This is a genomic window from Pseudomonas imperatae (genome assembly GCF_057128625.1).
In genome coordinates, this window is sequence record NZ_JBSKHP010000009.1 from 26214 (window position 1) to 43096 (window position 16883).

The 16883-nt window shown below is 64.3% G+C and carries 20 protein-coding genes; 15 read left to right on the forward strand and 5 right to left on the reverse strand.

Annotation, left to right across the window (positions count from 1 at the left end; genetic code table 11):
- Nucleotides 1–322: 322 nt before the first annotated feature.
- Nucleotides 323–667: a YggL family protein gene (locus ACWKWX_RS13180; RefSeq protein WP_473003295.1), complete on the reverse strand. Its 345-nt coding sequence runs from the start codon at nt 665–667 to the stop codon at nt 323–325.
- A gap of 231 nt (nt 668–898) precedes the next feature.
- Between ACWKWX_RS13180 and dacB the strand changes: the two genes are divergently transcribed.
- The 7 genes from dacB to ACWKWX_RS13215 all read left to right on the forward strand — a co-directional run bounded on the left by dacB (nt 899) and on the right by ACWKWX_RS13215 (nt 7611).
- Nucleotides 899–2362 carry a D-alanyl-D-alanine carboxypeptidase/D-alanyl-D-alanine endopeptidase gene (gene dacB / locus ACWKWX_RS13185; protein WP_416425373.1) on the forward strand — a complete coding sequence of 488 codons (1464 nt, stop codon included), beginning with the start codon at nt 899–901 and terminating at the stop codon, nt 2360–2362.
- 54 nt (nt 2363–2416) lie between these two features.
- Nucleotides 2417–3118, forward strand: coding sequence for an SOS response-associated peptidase (locus ACWKWX_RS13190; protein ID WP_416425374.1), 702 nt, complete (start codon nt 2417–2419; stop codon nt 3116–3118).
- A gap of 40 nt (nt 3119–3158) precedes the next feature.
- Entirely contained in the window at nt 3159–3485 is a 327-nt protein-coding gene (locus ACWKWX_RS13195) for a hypothetical protein (RefSeq protein WP_416425375.1), read from the forward strand.
- A gap of 214 nt (nt 3486–3699) precedes the next feature.
- Nucleotides 3700–4200 carry a hypothetical protein gene (locus tag ACWKWX_RS13200; protein ID WP_483827965.1) on the forward strand — a complete coding sequence of 167 codons (501 nt, stop codon included), beginning with the start codon at nt 3700–3702 and terminating at the stop codon, nt 4198–4200.
- Nucleotides 4197–4487, forward strand: coding sequence for a hypothetical protein (locus ACWKWX_RS13205; RefSeq protein ID WP_483827966.1), 291 nt, complete (start codon nt 4197–4199; stop codon nt 4485–4487). Before ACWKWX_RS13200 ends, ACWKWX_RS13205 begins: the two co-directional genes overlap by 4 nt.
- Nucleotides 4488–4666: 179 nt before the next feature.
- Complete coding sequence (locus ACWKWX_RS13210) at nt 4667–6253, forward strand: ABC-F family ATPase (RefSeq protein ID WP_416425390.1); 1587 nt, start codon at nt 4667–4669, stop codon at nt 6251–6253.
- A gap of 164 nt (nt 6254–6417) precedes the next feature.
- On the forward strand, nt 6418–7611 hold the full coding sequence (locus ACWKWX_RS13215) for an MFS transporter (RefSeq protein ID WP_483827967.1): 1194 nt from the start codon (nt 6418–6420) through the stop codon (nt 7609–7611).
- On the opposite strand, the gene ACWKWX_RS13220 is transcribed toward ACWKWX_RS13215, so the two are convergent.
- Together ACWKWX_RS13220 and ACWKWX_RS13225 are read right to left on the reverse strand one after the other, a co-directional pair.
- Nucleotides 7605–8642 (reverse strand): alpha/beta hydrolase family protein, encoded by a 1038-nt coding sequence (locus tag ACWKWX_RS13220; RefSeq protein ID WP_483827968.1) that lies wholly within the window; start codon nt 8640–8642, stop codon nt 7605–7607. The genes ACWKWX_RS13215 and ACWKWX_RS13220 overlap by 7 nt on opposite strands.
- Nucleotides 8643–8858: 216 nt before the next feature.
- A complete protein-coding gene (locus ACWKWX_RS13225; RefSeq protein WP_416425393.1) occupies nt 8859–9422 on the reverse strand; it encodes an FMN-dependent NADH-azoreductase in 564 nt (187 codons plus the stop codon).
- 130 nt (nt 9423–9552) lie between these two features.
- On the opposite strand from ACWKWX_RS13225, the gene ACWKWX_RS13230 reads away from it, so the two are divergent.
- Nucleotides 9553–10461 (forward strand): LysR substrate-binding domain-containing protein, encoded by a 909-nt coding sequence (locus tag ACWKWX_RS13230; RefSeq protein WP_416425394.1) that lies wholly within the window; start codon nt 9553–9555, stop codon nt 10459–10461.
- Nucleotides 10461–10811 carry an MmcQ/YjbR family DNA-binding protein gene (locus ACWKWX_RS13235; RefSeq protein ID WP_483828090.1) on the forward strand — a complete coding sequence of 117 codons (351 nt, stop codon included), beginning with the start codon at nt 10461–10463 and terminating at the stop codon, nt 10809–10811. The genes ACWKWX_RS13230 and ACWKWX_RS13235 overlap by 1 nt, the downstream gene beginning before the upstream one ends.
- 120 nt (nt 10812–10931) lie before the next feature.
- Here the strand turns inward: ACWKWX_RS13235 and ACWKWX_RS13240 are convergent, their stop codons facing one another.
- Together ACWKWX_RS13240 and ACWKWX_RS13245 are read right to left on the reverse strand one after the other, a co-directional pair.
- Nucleotides 10932–11351 carry a DUF1294 domain-containing protein gene (locus ACWKWX_RS13240; RefSeq protein WP_483827969.1) on the reverse strand — a complete coding sequence of 140 codons (420 nt, stop codon included), beginning with the start codon at nt 11349–11351 and terminating at the stop codon, nt 10932–10934.
- Nucleotides 11338–12168: an undecaprenyl-diphosphate phosphatase gene (locus ACWKWX_RS13245; RefSeq protein WP_416425396.1), complete on the reverse strand. Its 831-nt coding sequence runs from the start codon at nt 12166–12168 to the stop codon at nt 11338–11340. Before ACWKWX_RS13245 ends, ACWKWX_RS13240 begins: the two co-directional genes overlap by 14 nt.
- A gap of 270 nt (nt 12169–12438) precedes the next feature.
- On the opposite strand from ACWKWX_RS13245, the gene ACWKWX_RS13250 reads away from it, so the two are divergent.
- The 6 genes from ACWKWX_RS13250 to ACWKWX_RS13275 all read left to right on the forward strand — a co-directional run bounded on the left by ACWKWX_RS13250 (nt 12439) and on the right by ACWKWX_RS13275 (nt 16854).
- Nucleotides 12439–12963, forward strand: coding sequence for an AAA family ATPase (locus ACWKWX_RS13250; RefSeq protein ID WP_483827970.1), 525 nt, complete (start codon nt 12439–12441; stop codon nt 12961–12963).
- Nucleotides 12964–13271: 308 nt separating this feature from the next.
- Nucleotides 13272–13706 carry a hypothetical protein gene (locus ACWKWX_RS13255; RefSeq protein WP_416425398.1) on the forward strand — a complete coding sequence of 145 codons (435 nt, stop codon included), beginning with the start codon at nt 13272–13274 and terminating at the stop codon, nt 13704–13706.
- Nucleotide 13707: 1 nt separating this feature from the next.
- Nucleotides 13708–14283 (forward strand): adhesin, encoded by a 576-nt coding sequence (locus ACWKWX_RS13260; protein WP_483827971.1) that lies wholly within the window; start codon nt 13708–13710, stop codon nt 14281–14283.
- A 55-nt stretch (nt 14284–14338) separates the two neighbouring features.
- Nucleotides 14339–15316, forward strand: a complete 978-nt coding sequence (locus ACWKWX_RS13265) for a heme utilization protein (protein ID WP_416425400.1) — start codon at nt 14339–14341, stop codon at nt 15314–15316.
- 68 nt (nt 15317–15384) lie between these two features.
- The gene (locus ACWKWX_RS13270; RefSeq protein ID WP_416425401.1) at nt 15385–16065 is read left to right on the forward strand and encodes a C39 family peptidase; all 681 of its coding nucleotides are present in this window, start codon (nt 15385–15387) and stop codon (nt 16063–16065) included.
- A gap of 33 nt (nt 16066–16098) precedes the next feature.
- The gene (locus ACWKWX_RS13275; RefSeq protein ID WP_473003319.1) at nt 16099–16854 is read left to right on the forward strand and encodes a hypothetical protein; all 756 of its coding nucleotides are present in this window, start codon (nt 16099–16101) and stop codon (nt 16852–16854) included.
- Nucleotides 16855–16883: the final 29 nt, after the last annotated feature.

Below are 16883 nucleotides of genomic sequence, written 5' to 3' on the forward strand. Positions count from 1 at the left end.
CAGCTGCTACGCAAAACTCCTGTAGCAGCGGCCGCAGGCCGCGTCCAAGGCGCTGCGGTGAACCCGGACGCCGCCTGCGGCAGCTGCTACGCAAAACTCCTGGAGCAGCGGCCGCAGGCCGCGTCCAAGACGCTGCGGTGAACCCGGACGCAGCCTGCGGCAGCTGCTACGCAAAACTCCTGTAGCAGCGGCCGCAGGCCGCGTCCAAGGCGCTGCGGTGAACCCGGACGCCGCCTGGCGTGTACCCCGTCGCGGCCAAGGGCAGGCAAACGCCAGGCACAAAAAAGCCGCTGGCTGGCAGCGGCTTTTTCGTTGACTCGGATCAGGCGACCGGATTGATCGGCTTTTCCGGGTACCAGGCGTCCAGCAGCGGGCTGACTTCAATGGTGGTCAGCTCGTCGCGGCCCTTGAGCCAGGCTTCAACGGCAGCGCGTTGCTCTTCGTTGACCGAGCCACGCTGAACGGTGCATACCAGGCCCACGTCATCGGTACCGACGTAGTCCAGGCCGTTGGCGTCCATGGCTTCAGCCAGGAAGGCGTCGAGGAAAGCGTCGATTGCCTGGTCGTCCAGGTCTTCCTTGAAGCCCAGGTTCAGTTCGAAACCCAGCTCCTGGAATTCATCCACGCAGAGTTTTTTGCGCAGACGGCGGGAACGGTTAGTGGCCATGAAACAATCCTCTTGAGTATTAACGCGCGGCACTTTACCAGTTTCGGCAGCCGCCTGCCCCGTTTCCTGCGGCCAAACCCGCCCAAGCGTCGAAAAAAACATGAATTAGCGGTCAGCCCGGGCCAACGCACTAAAACCTTGGGGCATAATGCCGACACTTTTATGTCCGGGGGCCTTCATCTTTTCCTGCCCTCATTTTTTTCACCCCTCGCCCGCAGGGTCTTTTTCGTCATGATCAAATCGTTCCGCCCCCTTCTGCTCGCAGGTCTCATGCTGCCCCTGGCACTGCCCGCCCACGCCGCCGCGCTGAACACCACCCTGCCGCCCAAGGTGGCCCAGGCGTTGAAGACCAGCAAGATCGGCGACAACTCGCTGTCGCTGGTGATGGTGCCGCTCAACGGCCCCGGCACCCCCACCGTGTTCAACGCCGACGTGTCGGTGAACCCGGCCTCCACCATGAAGACCATCACCACTTTCGCCGCCCTGGAACTGCTGGGTCCCAACTACCAGTGGAAGACCGAGTTCTACACCGACGGCACCCTGAGCAACGGCGTGCTGCACGGCAACCTGTACCTCAAGGGCGGCGGCGACCCCAAGCTGAACATGGAAAAGCTCTGGCTGCTGATGCGTGACCTGCGCGCCAACGGCGTGCAGCAGGTCACCGGCGACCTGGTGCTGGACCGCAGCTACTTCATCCAGCCGACCCTGCCGGTGTTCGACGACGACGGCGGCGACGAGAACGCGCCGTTCCTGGTGCGCCCGGACGCGCTGATGGTCAACCTCAAGGCCCTGCGCTTCGTGGCCCGCAACGACGGCGGCAAGGTGTCGGTGTCGGTGGAACCGCCGATCGCCAGCATCCACGTCGACAACCAGGTCAAGGCCCTGGCCAGCAAGGACTGCGGCGGCGACGTACGCTACAACCCGGTGACCGCGCCGGACGGCATCAGCGTGGTGGTCAGCGGCAACCTGGGCGAAGGCTGCAGCTCGCAGACCTACCTGTCGCTGCTCGACCACCCCACCTACACCGCCGGCGCCGTGCGCGCCATCTGGAACGAGCTGGGCGGCAGCATCGCCGGCCGCGACCGCGAGGCCGTGGTGCCCAAGGACGCCAAGCTGCTGGCCCGGGCGTTCTCGCCGGACCTGGCGGAGATCATTCGCGACATCAACAAATACAGCAACAACACCATGGCCCAGCAGCTGTTCCTGACCATCGGCGCGCGCTACCGCACCGATGCCGACGCCGACGACGCCAAGGCCGCCCAACGCGTGATCCGCGCCTGGATGGCGCGCAAGGGCATCCCCGCCAGCCACCTGGTGATGGAGAACGGCTCGGGCCTGTCCCGTGGCGAGCGCGTCAGCGCCCGCGAGCTGGCGACCATGCTGCAAGTGGCCTGGAAAAGCCCCTACGCCGCCGAGTTCATGAGCTCGCTGCCGATCATCGGCACCGACGGCACCATGCGCAAGCGCCTGAAAACCACCGCGCTGGCCGGCGAAGGCCACGTCAAGACCGGCACCCTGAACACCGTGCGCGCCATCGCCGGCTTCAGCCGCGACGACAACGGCAACACCTGGGCAGTCGTCGCCATCCTCAATGACCCGAAACCCTGGGGCGCGTCCTCGGTGCTGGACCAGGCGCTGCTGGACCTGTATCGCCAGCCCAAGGGCGCCAGCCAGGGTGTCTCGCTGAACCCCTGAGCGTGAACGACGCGCCGCACTGCTACGCTTGACTCCATAAAGGAGGCCCAGGCGATGTGCGGACGTTTCTCACAGGCAGCACGGATGGACCAGTACCTGCTGGAACTGGAATTCATCACCCGCGCCGTGCACGGCGACCCGCCGGCCACGGCGCGCTACAACGTGGCGCCCACCACCCGGGTGCCACTGCTGCGCGCCGACGCGCAAGGGCTGCACATCGACACTGCCCGCTGGGGTTGGTCCCCGGCCTGGGCAGCCGACAAGCGCCCCGCCCCTATCAATGCCCGCGTCGAGACCGTCGCGAGCAGCCGCTTCTTCAAGGCCCTGTGGCCGTCCGGCCGCGTGCTGGTGCCCGCCGACGGCTGGTACGAATGGGTGAAGAACCCCGCGCAGCCCAAGCTCAAGCAACCCTGGTTTATCCGCCTGAACAACGGCGCGCCGCTGTTTTTCGCCGGCCTTGCGCAGGTGAGCGGCGACCATGACGGCTTCGTCATCATCACCGACGCCAGCGACCAGGGCATGGTCGACATCCACGACCGCCGCCCCGTGGTGCTGGCCCCCGACGCCGCCCGCGCCTGGCTCGACCCCCGGCTCGACGCCGCCCAGGCCGAGGCCCTGCTGCGCCACGAAGGCCGCCCCGTGGCTGACTTCCAGTGGTACCGCGTGGGCCGCGAGGTAGGCAACGTGCGCAACGAAGGCCCCGGGCTGATTGCACCGTTGAGCACGCCCGACTCGGCAGGCGACCTCTTTATGTGAGAAAATCAGCATTGATTTCAAATGCTTGGAGAAACACGGTTTGGTTACACACTACTCACCGAACGGCAGCGACATCGCCTGTGGCCGCAACACCCCCAACGTCGTCAGCTGCGCGAACCCTGAGGAAGTTTCCTGCAAATCCTGCCTGAAATCCCTGGGCAAGACCGATGCAGCGCCCAAGGCGGCGAAGAACACCACCCCCTCGCTGGCCGAGATCCGCCAGCAGCGCATGCAGGCCCAGGCCGCCGCCAAGGCCCAGCCCAAGCCCGGCTTCTGCTTCCACGCCAACTGGCGCCAGCGCCTGACCGCCCTGCCCAACACCTGCCGCCTGCCGCGCGGCAGCGCGAACGCCCAGCCGTTCGTCTGAGGCCTGCGTGCTGGACGCGGCCTGCGGCCGCTGCTACAGGTTCTTTGTAGCAGCGGCCGCCAGGCCGCGTCACGGCCAAGACCATCTAAACTCTGGCTATCACCTTGCAATAAAATGAGTGACCAGACGTGTCGTGGCGCGGCAATCGCGTTGACACTACCCCTCAGTCATCCATAATCGCGGTCCAGCCCTACGGATACCCCAGGAGCCAACGATGAATCCGGCAAACCACCACCCACTGGCTTATGCGCTCTCTACCGCAGAGCTAATGGGCGCCGGAGCGGTGCGTTCACTGGACCTGCTCCGGGTCATCGATGGCACCCTCGACAGCCTCCTGCACCACACTCGGCTGTTCGAAACGGCCGAGCAGGCATTCACGAACATCACCCATGCGATTCAGTCGGGAAGCTCGGAAAACGTCATTCCCGAAGCAGAGCTCATCCCCGTGCTGGAAAAACTGCAGAACAGCCTCGTCGCGTCGCATGCCGATTGCACACGCAAGATGAAGGCTGCGATATCGGACCCGCGACTCTGTGACGAAGATGGCGTTGCCGACGCGTACGCCGCCCTGCTCCAAGCGCTTGACGCCCTTAATAGCGCCACCGAAACGCTGCGCTGGAGCGTGCTGGAGAGCAACGCAGAGGCTGAAAAGGGTCATACCCCCAAGGTGCTCAGTAAACCTGAGGAAATAGACAGTTTTCTCGACTCGCTGTGAGGCTGAACATCACCGCCATTGACGTCGGCCGGACATCATTCCAGAACTCCTACCGCGGGCTTCCGGATGACGTAAAAGCAGCATTCAAGCAAGCCTATCGGCAATTGATGACCGACCTGCAGCCCAAAAAGCTTCGGCTTGAAAAGCTTTCCGGCCTGAAACGGCCAGGCATCTACACCATCCACATCACCGCGAATCACAGCCACAAGCTCAGCTTCGAGTTGGTCGGAACGACGGCCGAGCTGCGGCGAATCGGCACCCACAAGGAAATTGACCGCTGCCCGTGAGTTGATCCGGCTTCACGTCCGGCACATTTGCGCTCGGCAGGCGCTGCGCTGACGCCCCAGCTATGAGACAATGGCCACAACGTCCGGTATGACTCCCGCACTCCTCTCCCCGCAGCTCGGCCCCACGGCCTGATGCTGCTGTTGACGTTTGCGCCCCAAGTTATTGATAGGTAAGTCTTTTGATCTCCACAGCCAACATCACCATGCAGTTCGGCGCCAAGCCGCTGTTCGAGAACGTCTCGGTCAAATTCAACAACGGCAACCGCTACGGCCTGATCGGCGCCAACGGGTGCGGCAAGTCGACCTTCATGAAAATCCTCGGTGGCGACCTGGAGCCGTCGGCTGGCCAGGTGATGCTGGAGCCGAACGTGCGCCTGGGTAAACTGCGCCAGGACCAGTTCGCCTACGAGCAATTCACCGTGATCGACACCGTGATCATGGGCCACGAGGAGCTGTGGAAGGTCAAGGCCGAGCGCGATCGCATCTACTCGCTGCCGGAAATGAGCGAAGAAGACGGCATGGCCGTGGCCGAGCTGGAAACCGAGTTCGCCGAGATGGACGGCTACACCGCCGAATCCCGCGCCGGTGAACTGCTGCTGGGCCTGGGCATTCCCCTGGAACAGCATTTCGGCCCGATGACCGAAGTGGCGCCAGGCTGGAAGCTGCGCGTGCTGCTGGCCCAGGCGCTGTTCTCGGACCCGGAAGTGCTGTTGCTCGACGAACCGACCAACCACCTGGACATCAACACCATCCGCTGGCTGGAAACGATCCTCACGGCGCGCAACAGCACCATGATCATCATTTCCCACGACCGTCACTTCCTCAACAGCGTGTGCACCCACATGGCTGACCTGGACTACGGTGAGCTGCGCCTGTTCCCGGGCAACTACGACGAATACATGACCGCGGCCACCCAGTCGCGCGAACAGCTGCTGGCCGACAACGCCAAGAAGAAGGCGCAGATCTCCGAGCTGCAGACCTTCGTCAGCCGCTTCTCGGCCAACGCCTCGAAAGCCAAGCAGGCCACCTCCCGCGCCAAGCAGATCGACAAGATCCAGCTGGCCGAGGTCAAGCCATCGAGCCGCGTGAGCCCGTTCATCCGCTTCGAGCAGACCAAGAAGCTGCACCGCCAGGCCGTGACCCTGGAACACGTGTCCAAGGGCTTCGACGGCAAGACCCTGTTCAAGAACTTCAGCTTCACCGTCGAAGCCGGCGAGCGCGTGGCCATCATCGGCCCGAACGGCATCGGCAAGACCACCCTGCTGCGTACCCTGGTGGGCGAGCTGGCCCCGGACGCCGGCACCGTGAAATGGACTGAAAGCGCGGAGCTGGGCTACTACGCCCAGGACCACGCCCACGACTTCGAAGCCGACGTCACCCTGTTCGACTGGATGGGCCAGTGGACCCAGGGCGAGCAGATGATCCGTGGCACCCTGGGCCGCATGCTGTTCTCCAACGACGAGATCCAGAAGTCGGTGAAGGTGATCTCCGGTGGTGAGCAAGGCCGCATGCTGTTCGGCAAGCTGATCCTGCAGAAGCCGAACGTGCTGATCATGGACGAACCGACCAACCACCTGGACATGGAATCCATCGAGGCGCTGAACCTGGCGCTGGAGAACTACCCGGGCACGCTGATTTTCGTCAGCCACGACCGCGAGTTCGTGTCGTCCCTGGCCACCCGCATCATCGAGCTGAGCGACAGCGGCGTGGTGGACTTCAGCGGCACCTACGACGACTACCTGCGCAGCCAGGGCGTGACCTTCTAAGCCGTTTGTGGGAGCTGGCTTGCCAGCGAGTTTTTTGGGCCACCCCAAAAGCTCGCTGGCAAGCCAGCTCCCACACTGCTTGATTCGTTAGCCTGCTTCCATTTCCTGCCCCACCCCGCCATCATGAGCCAACTCTCCAACCGCCCGCCCGCGAACGAGTTGCCATGACTGCCGCCGAACCGCTCCCGCCCGCCAGCAACCTCAGCATCACCCTCAAGATCGTCTCGATCGTGTTCTACACCTTCATCGCCTTCCTCTGCATCGGCCTGCCGATCGCGGTGCTGCCCGGCTATGTCCACGACCAGTTGGGCTTCAGCGCCGTGGTGGCCGGCCTGACCATTGGTTCGCAGTACCTGGCCACCCTGCTCAGCCGGCCCATGGCCGGGCGTGCCGCCGACGGCCTGGGCACCAAGCGCGCCATCGTGCTGGGGCTGGGCGGCATTGCCGTCAGCGGGCTGCTGACCCTGGTGTCGACGCTAATGCAGGCCCTGCCCCTGGCCAGCCTCGGCATCCTGGTGCTGGCGCGGGTGCTGCTGGGCATTGCCCAGGGACTGATTGGCGTGGGCACCATCAGCTGGGGCATCGGCCAGGTGGGCAGCGAGCACACGGCGCGGGTGATCTCCTGGAACGGCATCGCCTCCTACGGCGCCATCGCCCTGGGTGCGCCGCTAGGGGTGTGGATGGTCGACATCGGCGGTTTCAATACCTTGGGCGTGGCCTTGTCGGCGCTGGCGGTGCTGGCCCTGCTGTGCATCCGCCGCAAGCCCTCGGTGCCAGTAGTGCGCGGCGAGCGCCTGCCGTTCTGGGCAGCGTTCGGCCGGGTGGCGCCGTATGGGGTAAGCCTGACCCTGGCGTCCATCGGCTACGGCACCCTGACCACCTTCATCACCCTGTACTACCTGGACCGCGGCTGGACCGGCGCCGCCTATTGCCTGAGCGCCTTCGGCTTGAGCTTTATCGTATCGCGGCTGGTGTTCATCAACGCCATTAACCGCCTGGGCGGGTTTACCGTGGCGGTTACCTGCATGGCCATCGAGACCCTGGGCCTGGCCCTGGTGTGGCTGGCGCCATCGACGGCGGTCACCTTGCTGGGCGCTTGCCTGGCGGGGTTCGGCCTGTCGCTGGTGTACCCGGCCCTGGGCGTATTGGCCATCAGCCAGGTGCCCAGCACCAGCCGAGGGGCCGGGCTGAGCGCGTTCGCGGTGTTCTTCGACCTGGCCCTGGCGCTGGCCGGGCCCTTGATGGGCATGATCGCCCTGCACCTGGGCTACCCGTGGATCTTCTGCTGCGCAGCGCTGCTGTCGCTGGGCGGCCTGGGCCTGGTGCTGTTGCTGGCGCGCCGCTCAGCGGCTCACTGATCGGCGGTCTGCATGCCGGCGTGGCTCGGTTCGTTCAGGGTCTGGCTGAAGAACTGCCCGGCCTGGCGCACCAGGTCGCGGTGGATGTCCACGCGGTTGACGCCCTCGGCGTCGTTGCACAGGCCTGGCATGCGCGCTTTCTGCTCGTCATCGCAGGGCGCCATGAAGACAAAATGCCCGGCCCCGGCCAACAGCTTGTAATCCGACACCTTGGGCAGCTTGCGCGCCAGGGCGGCGGCGTTCTTGTCCAAGGCCAGCAGCTTGTCGCTATCGCCACTGTAGATCAGCGTGGGCACCTGCACCTGGGACAGCGCCTGGCGGTTGAACATCAGGCCCAGCGGCGCCATCAGCAGCAGCGCCTTCACCCGCGGGTCGGCGGCGGCGTGCAGGTCGTCGCGGTCCACCACCAGCTCGCCATGGGTCTGGCAGGCGTCAGCGTCGTTGGGGAATTCGGCGCAGTATTTGCGCAGGCGGTCGAGGTTGGGCTGGGCACCGGAGAGGATCAGCGCAGTCTCGCCACCTGCCGAGTAGCCGATCACACCGATCTGGGCCGGGTCGATGAAGGGCGACAGCATCGGCGCCGACAGCGCCGAGCTGATGGCCTCGGAGATCTGCAGCGGCCGGCCGTACAGGTTGCTCACCGCGCCCAGGCGACTGTGGTCCTTGTAGTTGTCACCGGGGTGGTAGACGGCCACCACCACGAAGCCCTTGCGGGTCAGCGCGGTGATCAGGTCATGCAGCGCCAGCGGCGTGCCGGCGTTGCCATGGGAGAGCATCAGCAGCGGGTAACGCCCCATGGCGATGCGCGCATCCTCGGTGGCCTCGACCTTGTAGCCTTCGATGGCCGTGACCTGCTCGCGCTGGTTCGACGGGTAGAAGGCCAGCGCCTGCATGGGCTTGTGGTCCAGCGGGTCAAGGAACGTGAGGCGATGGAAGCCCACGCTCCAATGCACAGGAGGGGCCGCGGACACTTGCACCGAAACCAGGCCAATGGCCAGGCACATGAGAAGATTTGCACAAAGACGCATCATGGGATGCCCACCTTTGCTACCCGCCTGATAGGAACCTTTCGCAGTGATCACAGTGTACGTCCAGTCTGGGCCGCCACCGAATGAAAGGTTAGTCAGCTATGCACAAGCATAACCCGGGCCAAAAGCCGCGCATCATACGCGAATGCCGCGCAAAACAAAGCGCCCGTGGTGCTTTGAGCAACCACGGGCGCCGGGGTTCAGCGTGTTTCGTTGTAATCAGGCAGCGAACAATTTCGAATCGATCTTGGCCTGGGCACCGGCCAGGGCCTTGGTGCGAACTTCGTCACCGTAGGCCAGGCCTTCGGCGCGAACGATTTCGATGTCGGTGATGCCGATGAAGCCCAGCAGCACTTTGAGGAACTCTTCGTGGGCCACGCCCGATGGCTGGCCAGCGTGGATGCCGCCCGAAGTGGAGACGATCACCACTTTCTTGCCACCGCACAGGCCTTCAGGGCCGGCTTCGGTGTAACGGAAAGTAGTGCCGGCCACACAGATGCGGTCGATCCAGGCTTTCAGCTGGGTAGGAATGGAGAAGTTGTACATCGGCGCGCCGATCACAACCACGTCGGCAGCCAGGAACTCGCCCAGGGTGTCAGCCGACAGCTTGGCTTCCACTTCGCCGCCAGCCAGGGTAGCGGACGAGAAGTGAGTCAGGGCTTCGGCAGCCAGGTCACGGTAGGTGACTTCAGCGCCTTCGAAGGACTGGACCACGGCGCGGCTCAGCTGACGGGAAGCGGAATTGTCGCCGAGAATGCTGGAATCGATGTGCAACAGTTTCATGGAAATCTCCTGTCTATGAAGCCGCCGTGGCAGCTGGAATGGTGATCATCCTACCGGGAAGTGGAATAGATGATTAGTCCATTGATATGCGTTAGATTGTCCCACACATGAGACAGTCGGGAAACGCTCCATGCAAGATCTCAACGACCTGTACTACTTCGCCAAGGTGGTGGAGGCCGGCGGTTTCGCCGCCGCCGGGCGCCAGCTGGGCGTGCCCAAGTCGCGCCTGTCGCGGCGCATCGCCGAGCTGGAGGAGCGCCTGGGCGCGCGGCTGCTGCAACGCACCACGCGGCAACTGAAGCTCACCAGCGTCGGCGAGCGCTACCTGCGCCACTGCCAGGCCATGCTGCTGGAGGCGGAGATGGCCGACGAGGTGGTGGCCAGCCTGTCCAGCGAGCCGCGCGGGCGCCTGCGGGTGTCGTGCCCGGTGGGCCTGGCCCACGAGTTCCTGCCCAAGGTGATCAGCAGCTTCCTGCAGGAATACCCCCACGTGCAGTTGGACATGGTGCTGCTCAACCGCCGGGTCGACCTGATCACCGAGGGCATCGACGTGGCTCTGCGCGTGCGCGAGCCGTGGGACGAAGACCCGGGGCTGGTCACCCGGCGCCTGCGCGAGGCCCGCGCCATACTGGTGGCCAGCCCGGCGCTGCTGGCCGGCAACACCATCGCCAGCCCCGACGACCTGGTGGTGCTGCCGGTCATGGGCGCGCTGGAGGCCGACCGCATGGTCCATTTGCGCCTGCTGGACGAACAGGGCAACAAGCGCGACCTGGTGCTGGAGGCGCGGCTGGGCATCGAGGACTTCGTGGTGCGCAAGGCCACCGCTATCGCCGGCCTGGGCTTTACCATGCTGCCGCTGATGCACTGCGAGGCGGAGCTGGCCAGCGGCGAGCTGGTACAACTGCTGCCCGACTGGTCGCTGGGCGGTGGCTGGCTGCAGGCGGTGTACCCGCACCGGCGCGGCGTGCTGCCGGCAGTGCGGGCGTGGATTGACCACCTGGTGAAGACACTCGAGGAATGTGGGGAGCGCTTCATATGATGAACGAGCAACAGCTGGCCGCGTATTGCCTGGGCCTGCCCGGCGCGCAGGAAGACTACAAATGGGGCGGTATCCGCGTGCTGTCGGTGGCCGGCAACAAGATGTTCGCGGTGTTCGGCCTGGCCGGTGACAGCCTGTCGTTGAAGGTGGGCAAGGAGTTGTTCCTGGGCTACGTTGACCGCCCCGGCTTTCGCCCGGCGCCGTACCTGGCACGGGCCCATTGGGTGAGCCTGGCGCTGCCGCTGGCGGTCAGCGACGACGAGGTGCGCGAGCTGCTGCGCCGCTCGCACCAACTGGTGGTGCGGCGGTTGCCGAAGAAGACGCAGGTGGGGTTGTTGTTGGACCTGTGACGCGGCGGCGCCTGGGACGCGGCCTGCGGCCGCTGCTACAGCAACCGCGTTACGCGGTGCGTGGTAGGAGCCGGCCTTGGCCGCGATGCACACGACGCGTAGCAGCTGCCCAAGGCGGCGTCACAGCGCGTGCTGGGTGAATACGTACAACCAGCCAAGCTCATGGGCCGCCACGATCAGCCAGAACACCACCTGGTAGCTGACCTTGCGCGTCTTGTGCCGGAACGCTTGTTGCGCCAGCAGCGCGCCGGGCCAGCCGCCCAGCAGCTCGGCGGCATGCAGCAGCTTCTCCGGGGTGCGCTGGCCTTCGCGACGGGCCTGGTGTTTGTCGCGCCAATACAGGCCGAAGGTCACCAGGCTCATCACCAGATACACCAACAGCACCACCGGCCGGCCACCGCGTAGCAACTGCATTACCACGCCACTGGCCGGCAGCGCGCACAGCACCACCAGCGCCAGCAGCTTCAACTTGAGGTAACGCACCCCAGGCCCCTTCACCGGTTGCGACGCCCGTTGGGCGCCGGCGCTACGGCTGGACATGGTCCCAATCGATCCAGCCGAACCACCAGGTGGCCAGGATCAGCATGCCGAAACCGATGCGGTACCAGGCGAACAGGTCGTAGGTGTGGTTGGCGATGAACTTCAGCAAGCCCTTCACCGCGATCATCGCGAACACGAACGCGGTGACGAAGCCCAGGGCGAACACCGGCAGGTCACTGGCCTGGAACAGGTGGCGGTACTTGAACCCTGAATACACCGCTGCGCCGACCATGGTGGGCATGGCCAGGAAGAACGAAAACTCGGTGGCCGCCTTGCGCGACAGGCCGAACACCAGGCCACCGATGATGGTGGAACCGGAACGCGAGGTGCCGGGGATCATCGCCAGGCACTGGGCGAAACCAATTTTCAGCGCGTCGTGCCAGCGCATGTCGTCCACGTGCTCCACGCGCACCACGTGCTCCCGCTCTTCAGCCCACAGCATGACGATACCGCCGGCCACCAGCGCCACCGCCACGGTCACCGGGTTGAACAGGTACTGGTGGATGGCGTCGGCGAAGATCACCCCCAGCACCACCGCCGGCAGGAAGGCAATCAGCAGGTTGGCAGTAAAGCGCCGCGCCTGGGGCCGGGTGGGCAGGCCGGTGACGATCTCGATGATCTTCTGGCGAAACTCCCAGACCACCGCCAGGATGGCACCCAACTGGATGATGATGTTGAAGGCCATGGCCCGCTCACCACCAAAGTTCAGCAGGTCAGCGACAATGATCTGGTGCCCGGTGCTGGAAATGGGCAAAAACTCCGTGAGCCCCTCGACTATCCCTAGAATCAATGCCTGTGCGGCGGTCCATAAATCCATCAATTCCCCCAAATGGACGCCTGCTCATGGGCAGGTTCCTGATTTTCTTTATAAGTGAAACAACACGCCGAAAAAGCGGCGAAATGCTATCAGAAGACAGTAGCCCACTCCGCTGACAAATCGATGAAAACCGCTCTATTGCCGCACTTTCGTGTATCAAGGTGCGAGCAAAGCCTGCCTCGTTGGCCCGGCCACGGTTACAATCGCCACGTTTGTCCCACGGAATCGGTAAATGTTCCCCACCCCACGCCCACGCCGGTCCGCCGGCCCATGAAAGTCCTGGTACTGACCGGCCCCGAATCCACCGGTAAGAGCGTGCTGGCCCAGGCCCTGCAGGCCAGGTTCGGCGGCCTGGTGGTGGGCGAATACGTGCGCCACTTCATCGACAGCCAGGGCGGCCGCGACACCTGCCTGGCCGATATCACCGCCATCGCCCGTGGCCAGCTGGCCTGGGAGGATGCCGCCCGTGCCCAGCAACCGTCGCTGCTGATCCTCGACACGCACCTGCTCAGCAACCTGCTGTGGAGCCACACCCTGTTCGGCGCTTGCCCGGCCTGGATCGAACCCGCGCTGCTGGAGCGCGACTACCACCTGCACCTGTTGCTGTCGCCCCAGGGCATCACTTGGGTGGATGATGGGCAGCGCTGTCAGCCTGACCTGGAGCAGCGCCTGGCGTTTTTCGCCGACTGCCAGCAGTGGCTGGAAGCTCACCAGCGTCCCTACGCCGTCATCGAGGGAGACTGGCCACAACGGCTGGCCGCCGCCAGTGCCCGAGTGGAAAGATTGCTGGGCTGACGGCAACAAGTGTCCACTTCTGAAACACATGCCGCAGGTGCAAGGCCCGCCGGCAGCGGTTGCAGCAAAACGCCAGCCCACTTGTTAGGCCAGCGTTACACCCAGGTTTGGGGGGAACAACGGCCACTGGCCATTGTCTGAGACCGCTTTTCATTTGGAACTGTCTCAGCGCTGTTACAGCAAAAATCCGGCACTGCCCGCTTAAAAGGCCAACACCTTGATTTAACAGCCATTCTCAAAACTGGCACACGCCCTGCTCTCTTCCTCGCAACGCCAACAGGCCGGCGAACACAAGAAGAGGGATGGCCATGATCGGGACTACCAAACAAGGCATTGCCTGCCTGCTCCTGCTGGGATGCTGCTACAACCTGGCGGCCCAGGCCGCTGGCGACGGCGTCATCGTCATCCAGCGCGAAGTGCAGCCACGCATCGCCACACGCCCGACCATGCGCCCCGACCCCAACCCGGTCACCGTCAACACCAACATGTCCCGCGAAGTGAACGCTGCGGTCAACACCGAGTTGAGCGACGGCGACATCGCCGGCATCAACACCGGCAGCAGCGTCACCCGCCTGATGATGCCCGATGGCAACCTGCGCGGCCTCAGCGCAGTCACCGGCAGCGCCCTGCCGGGCGTCTCCGCCGGCCACTCCGGCGGCGCTGGCGGCGGTATCTCCAACACCGTGAACTCGGCGCTCAGCCAGGGCCTGGCCCCGCTGCAGATGATGACCGGAGGCAAGTGAGATGAAACCTACCCTGCTCTTCATCGCCCTGCTGGGCTGCACCAGCGCCTTCGCCGACAGCAGCGTACCCGTGGTCAACAACGCCGTGATCAGCAATGCCGGCGTCGGCTACAACGGCAACATGGCCGTCAACCAGGCCGCCGGCGACCAGCAACAACAGGCCAATGCCCGGGCCATCGCCAGCGGCACCCAGGCCAGCGCCACCACGCACATCAAGCAGGTTTCCAAGGCCGTGGTCGACCCGGTGATGAACGCCCGGTCGTCGATACAAGGCAACTCGTTCAGCAACGGCAACGGCGCCCTGGGCATCAACCAGACCGCCGGCGCCAACAACCAGCAAGCCAACGCCATGCGCCTGACCACCAGTGCGCAGCCGCTCAGCGTTGACGACAGCGCCCTGTCACAACAGAACGTGGCGCTGGCAAGAGGCTCCGACTCAGCAGGTTCACTCGGCTCCCGCCAGGTCAACACCGATGACCAGGCCTTCACCGGAAGCCGTGGACTGATCCAGCTGAACCAGAGCGCCGGGGTGGGGAACCGCATGGGCAACACCCTGAGCGTAAGGGTCGCTGACTGACCCTCCAAGACAGAAACAACACTTAACTAAAATAAAATAAGTACGGAGAAACACCATGAAACCTACAATGGCCCTCAAGCCTCTGGTCTTCGCCCTTGCTGCCGTCATGGCCGTCGCCGCTCACGCGGGCGACGATCGCAACCAAGGTGGGCATGGCGATCCGCACCATGGTGGTCATCAGCAGCAACCCGATCCCATGCTGCAAATCCAGCTGACCGCTGGTGCTGCAGCCGTGGTGTCCGACGCGCAAACCAGCTCGGGCAATACCGTGGTCAACCAAGGCACCAAGAACTCGGCATCGGTCAATAGCTCCGCTGGCGGCTCGAACGGCAACCTGGGTATCAACGTGGCTGGCGGCGACGCCAACCAACAAGACAACGCCGCTGCCATCGCCACCGCCGATGAAAGCTTTATCTTCGGCAGCGCCCTCTCGCAAACCTCGGCCACTCAAAGCAACACCGGCAACGCCGTGGCCAACTACTCCACCAGCACCAACACCAGCCTCAACGGTACCGCCAACGGCAGCTCGGGCAACATTGGCATCAACGTGACCTCGGGCGACTACAACCAACAGAAAAACAACCTGGCCATCGCCGTCTCCGGCGGTCGTGTAGCCGGCGCCAGCGCCTCGGCCAACCAGACTTCGACTGGCACCGTGGTGGCCAACGCCGCCGACCGTACCTACACCAAGGACACCCTCACCGCCTCCTTCCGTGCCACTGGCTCCTACAAAGGCACCGGCACCGGCACCGTGGGCGACGACTCCCATGGTGGCTGGGACAACCGCGGCGGCAGGGACCACGACAAGGTCGAGCCTCTGAAATTCAAGGAAAGCGGCAGCTTCGAGCTGGGCGGCGTAGCCTCCTATCAAGTGCTGACCCCAAGCGGCTGGGCCAACCCTGTGACCAACACCGCTTCGCTGAACAACTCGCTGAACAACGTGTCCGGCAACGTCGGCGCCAACGTCTCGGCAGGTATCGGCAACCAACAAAGCAACTCGCTGTCGATTGCTGCCGGCAAAACCAGCATGTAATCACGACGGTCTCGAGGGCCCCCGCAAGGGGGCTCTTTTTCAGCTCCACCAAGCAAGGCGACTCGACCATGCGCACTTCTGCCCTCCTGACACTGCTGCTGTTGGCTGGCCCTGCCTGGGCCTCGAACATGTCCATACCCGCCCTGCCTGGCGGTACGGTGATTCACAAGTCGATCCAGAGCATGCGTGAGCGGCACTTTTCCGACCTGGTCCAGCAGAAGACCGACTTCAGTTGCGGCGCCGCCGCGCTGGCCACGGTCCTGCGCCAAGCCTACTGGCTGGACGTCGACGAGAAACAGGTGATCGAAGGCATGCTGGCCCATTCCGACCAGGACACCGTCAAGGTGCAGGGCTTCTCCATGCTGGACATGAAGAAGTATGTGGAAAGCATCGGCATGCGTGCCCGTGGCTACCGCATACCCGCCGACAGCCTGGACAAGGTCAACATTCCCGTCGTGGTGCTGATGGACATTCGTGGCTACAAGCATTTCGTTGTGATGCAGCGCGTGCAACGCGACTGGGTCTACGTCGGCGACCCGGTGCTGGGCCACAAGCGCTACGCCCGTGAAGACTTCGTGAAAGGCTGGAACGGGATCATTTTCGCCGTCATTGGCCAGGGCTACGACAAGACCAACACCTTGCTCACCCCGCCCGTGCCACTGACCGCCAAGGGCCAGCTGGATCAGTTCAAGCCCGTGCAAGACGCGGATCTCATGGACTTCGGCTTCATCCAGAGTGATTTCTTCTAAATAAATAGGGGCATGAAGCTCCAGGAGCACCCGATGAATACTCAACAGTGGCTGCTGGCCGTGTGCCTGGCTGCCAGTGTGCCGGTGCACGCCGCGCCGGCATTCCAACCGATAGAGGTCAAGGACTCCGAGCTTTCCACCTTGCGCGGCCGCTTTGTCATGCCCGGGCGCATCATCAGCTTCGGCGTGGTGATGTCCACCACCTGGCAGAACGCCAACGGCGACATGCTGGGCGCACGGGCGAACATGCAGGTGCAGTCCACCACCATCACCCCGCAGTTCTACGTGCAAACCTTCAATAGCAAGGGCAGCGGCACCGCTGACCTGGCGCAGAACCCCGGCACCGGCATTGTCACCGGGGGCGCCGGCCTGACCACCACCCAGGGCGTGACCCAGTCGGTGCGCGCCGCAGGCGATAACAACAGCGCCTACAACAACGTCGACATCAACGTCTCCCAAGCGAGCGCCGCCCCGACCCCGGCGGCGCCGCAAGGGCAGGTCCTGGCCCCGGGCAGCACCATTACCGGCACCAATGGGGCGGGCAGCCTGACCGTGGCCAGCAATGGCAGCGGCGTGCAGATGTCGATCCAGGCCAACAACAACCAGGGCACCACCAGCCAAGCCCTGGGCCAGGGCGGCCTGTCGCAACTGACTACCCTGCTGGGGGGCTCCAACCAGGTCAGCAACCTGACCCAGCTCAACGTGGTGATGCGTAACAACGTGCCCGCCAGCGGCAATATCGACTCGGGCCTGAGCCAGCTCAGAGGCCTGCGTAACATGGGGTACTGACCTACGCTGCATGAAAATCTGGACTACGC

What these genes read in the sequence shown, in the direction of transcription:
- ACWKWX_RS13265 (WP_416425400.1), top strand. Translation starts at nt 14,339, where the DNA reads ATGAAACCTACAATGGCCCTCAAGCCTCTGGTCTTCGCCCTTGCTGCC.
- ACWKWX_RS13255 (WP_416425398.1), top strand. Translation starts at nt 13,272, where the DNA reads ATGATCGGGACTACCAAACAAGGCATTGCCTGCCTGCTCCTGCTGGGA.
- ACWKWX_RS13245 (WP_416425396.1), bottom strand. Translation starts at nt 12,168, where the DNA reads ATGGATTTATGGACCGCCGCACAGGCATTGATTCTAGGGATAGTCGAG.
- ACWKWX_RS13235 (WP_483828090.1), top strand. Translation starts at nt 10,461, where the DNA reads ATGAACGAGCAACAGCTGGCCGCGTATTGCCTGGGCCTGCCCGGCGCG.
- ACWKWX_RS13240 (WP_483827969.1), bottom strand. Translation starts at nt 11,351, where the DNA reads ATGTCCAGCCGTAGCGCCGGCGCCCAACGGGCGTCGCAACCGGTGAAG.
- ACWKWX_RS13250 (WP_483827970.1), top strand. Translation starts at nt 12,439, where the DNA reads ATGAAAGTCCTGGTACTGACCGGCCCCGAATCCACCGGTAAGAGCGTG.
- ACWKWX_RS13270 (WP_416425401.1), top strand. Translation starts at nt 15,385, where the DNA reads ATGCGCACTTCTGCCCTCCTGACACTGCTGCTGTTGGCTGGCCCTGCC.
- ACWKWX_RS13225 (WP_416425393.1), bottom strand. Translation starts at nt 9,422, where the DNA reads ATGAAACTGTTGCACATCGATTCCAGCATTCTCGGCGACAATTCCGCT.
- dacB (WP_416425373.1), top strand. Translation starts at nt 899, where the DNA reads ATGATCAAATCGTTCCGCCCCCTTCTGCTCGCAGGTCTCATGCTGCCC.
- ACWKWX_RS13275 (WP_473003319.1), top strand. Translation starts at nt 16,099, where the DNA reads ATGAATACTCAACAGTGGCTGCTGGCCGTGTGCCTGGCTGCCAGTGTG.
- ACWKWX_RS13180 (WP_473003295.1), bottom strand. Translation starts at nt 667, where the DNA reads ATGGCCACTAACCGTTCCCGCCGTCTGCGCAAAAAACTCTGCGTGGAT.
- ACWKWX_RS13215 (WP_483827967.1), top strand. Translation starts at nt 6,418, where the DNA reads ATGACTGCCGCCGAACCGCTCCCGCCCGCCAGCAACCTCAGCATCACC.
- ACWKWX_RS13260 (WP_483827971.1), top strand. Translation starts at nt 13,708, where the DNA reads ATGAAACCTACCCTGCTCTTCATCGCCCTGCTGGGCTGCACCAGCGCC.
- ACWKWX_RS13190 (WP_416425374.1), top strand. Translation starts at nt 2,417, where the DNA reads ATGTGCGGACGTTTCTCACAGGCAGCACGGATGGACCAGTACCTGCTG.
- ACWKWX_RS13220 (WP_483827968.1), bottom strand. Translation starts at nt 8,642, where the DNA reads ATGATGCGTCTTTGTGCAAATCTTCTCATGTGCCTGGCCATTGGCCTG.
- ACWKWX_RS13230 (WP_416425394.1), top strand. Translation starts at nt 9,553, where the DNA reads ATGCAAGATCTCAACGACCTGTACTACTTCGCCAAGGTGGTGGAGGCC.
- ACWKWX_RS13200 (WP_483827965.1), top strand. Translation starts at nt 3,700, where the DNA reads ATGAATCCGGCAAACCACCACCCACTGGCTTATGCGCTCTCTACCGCA.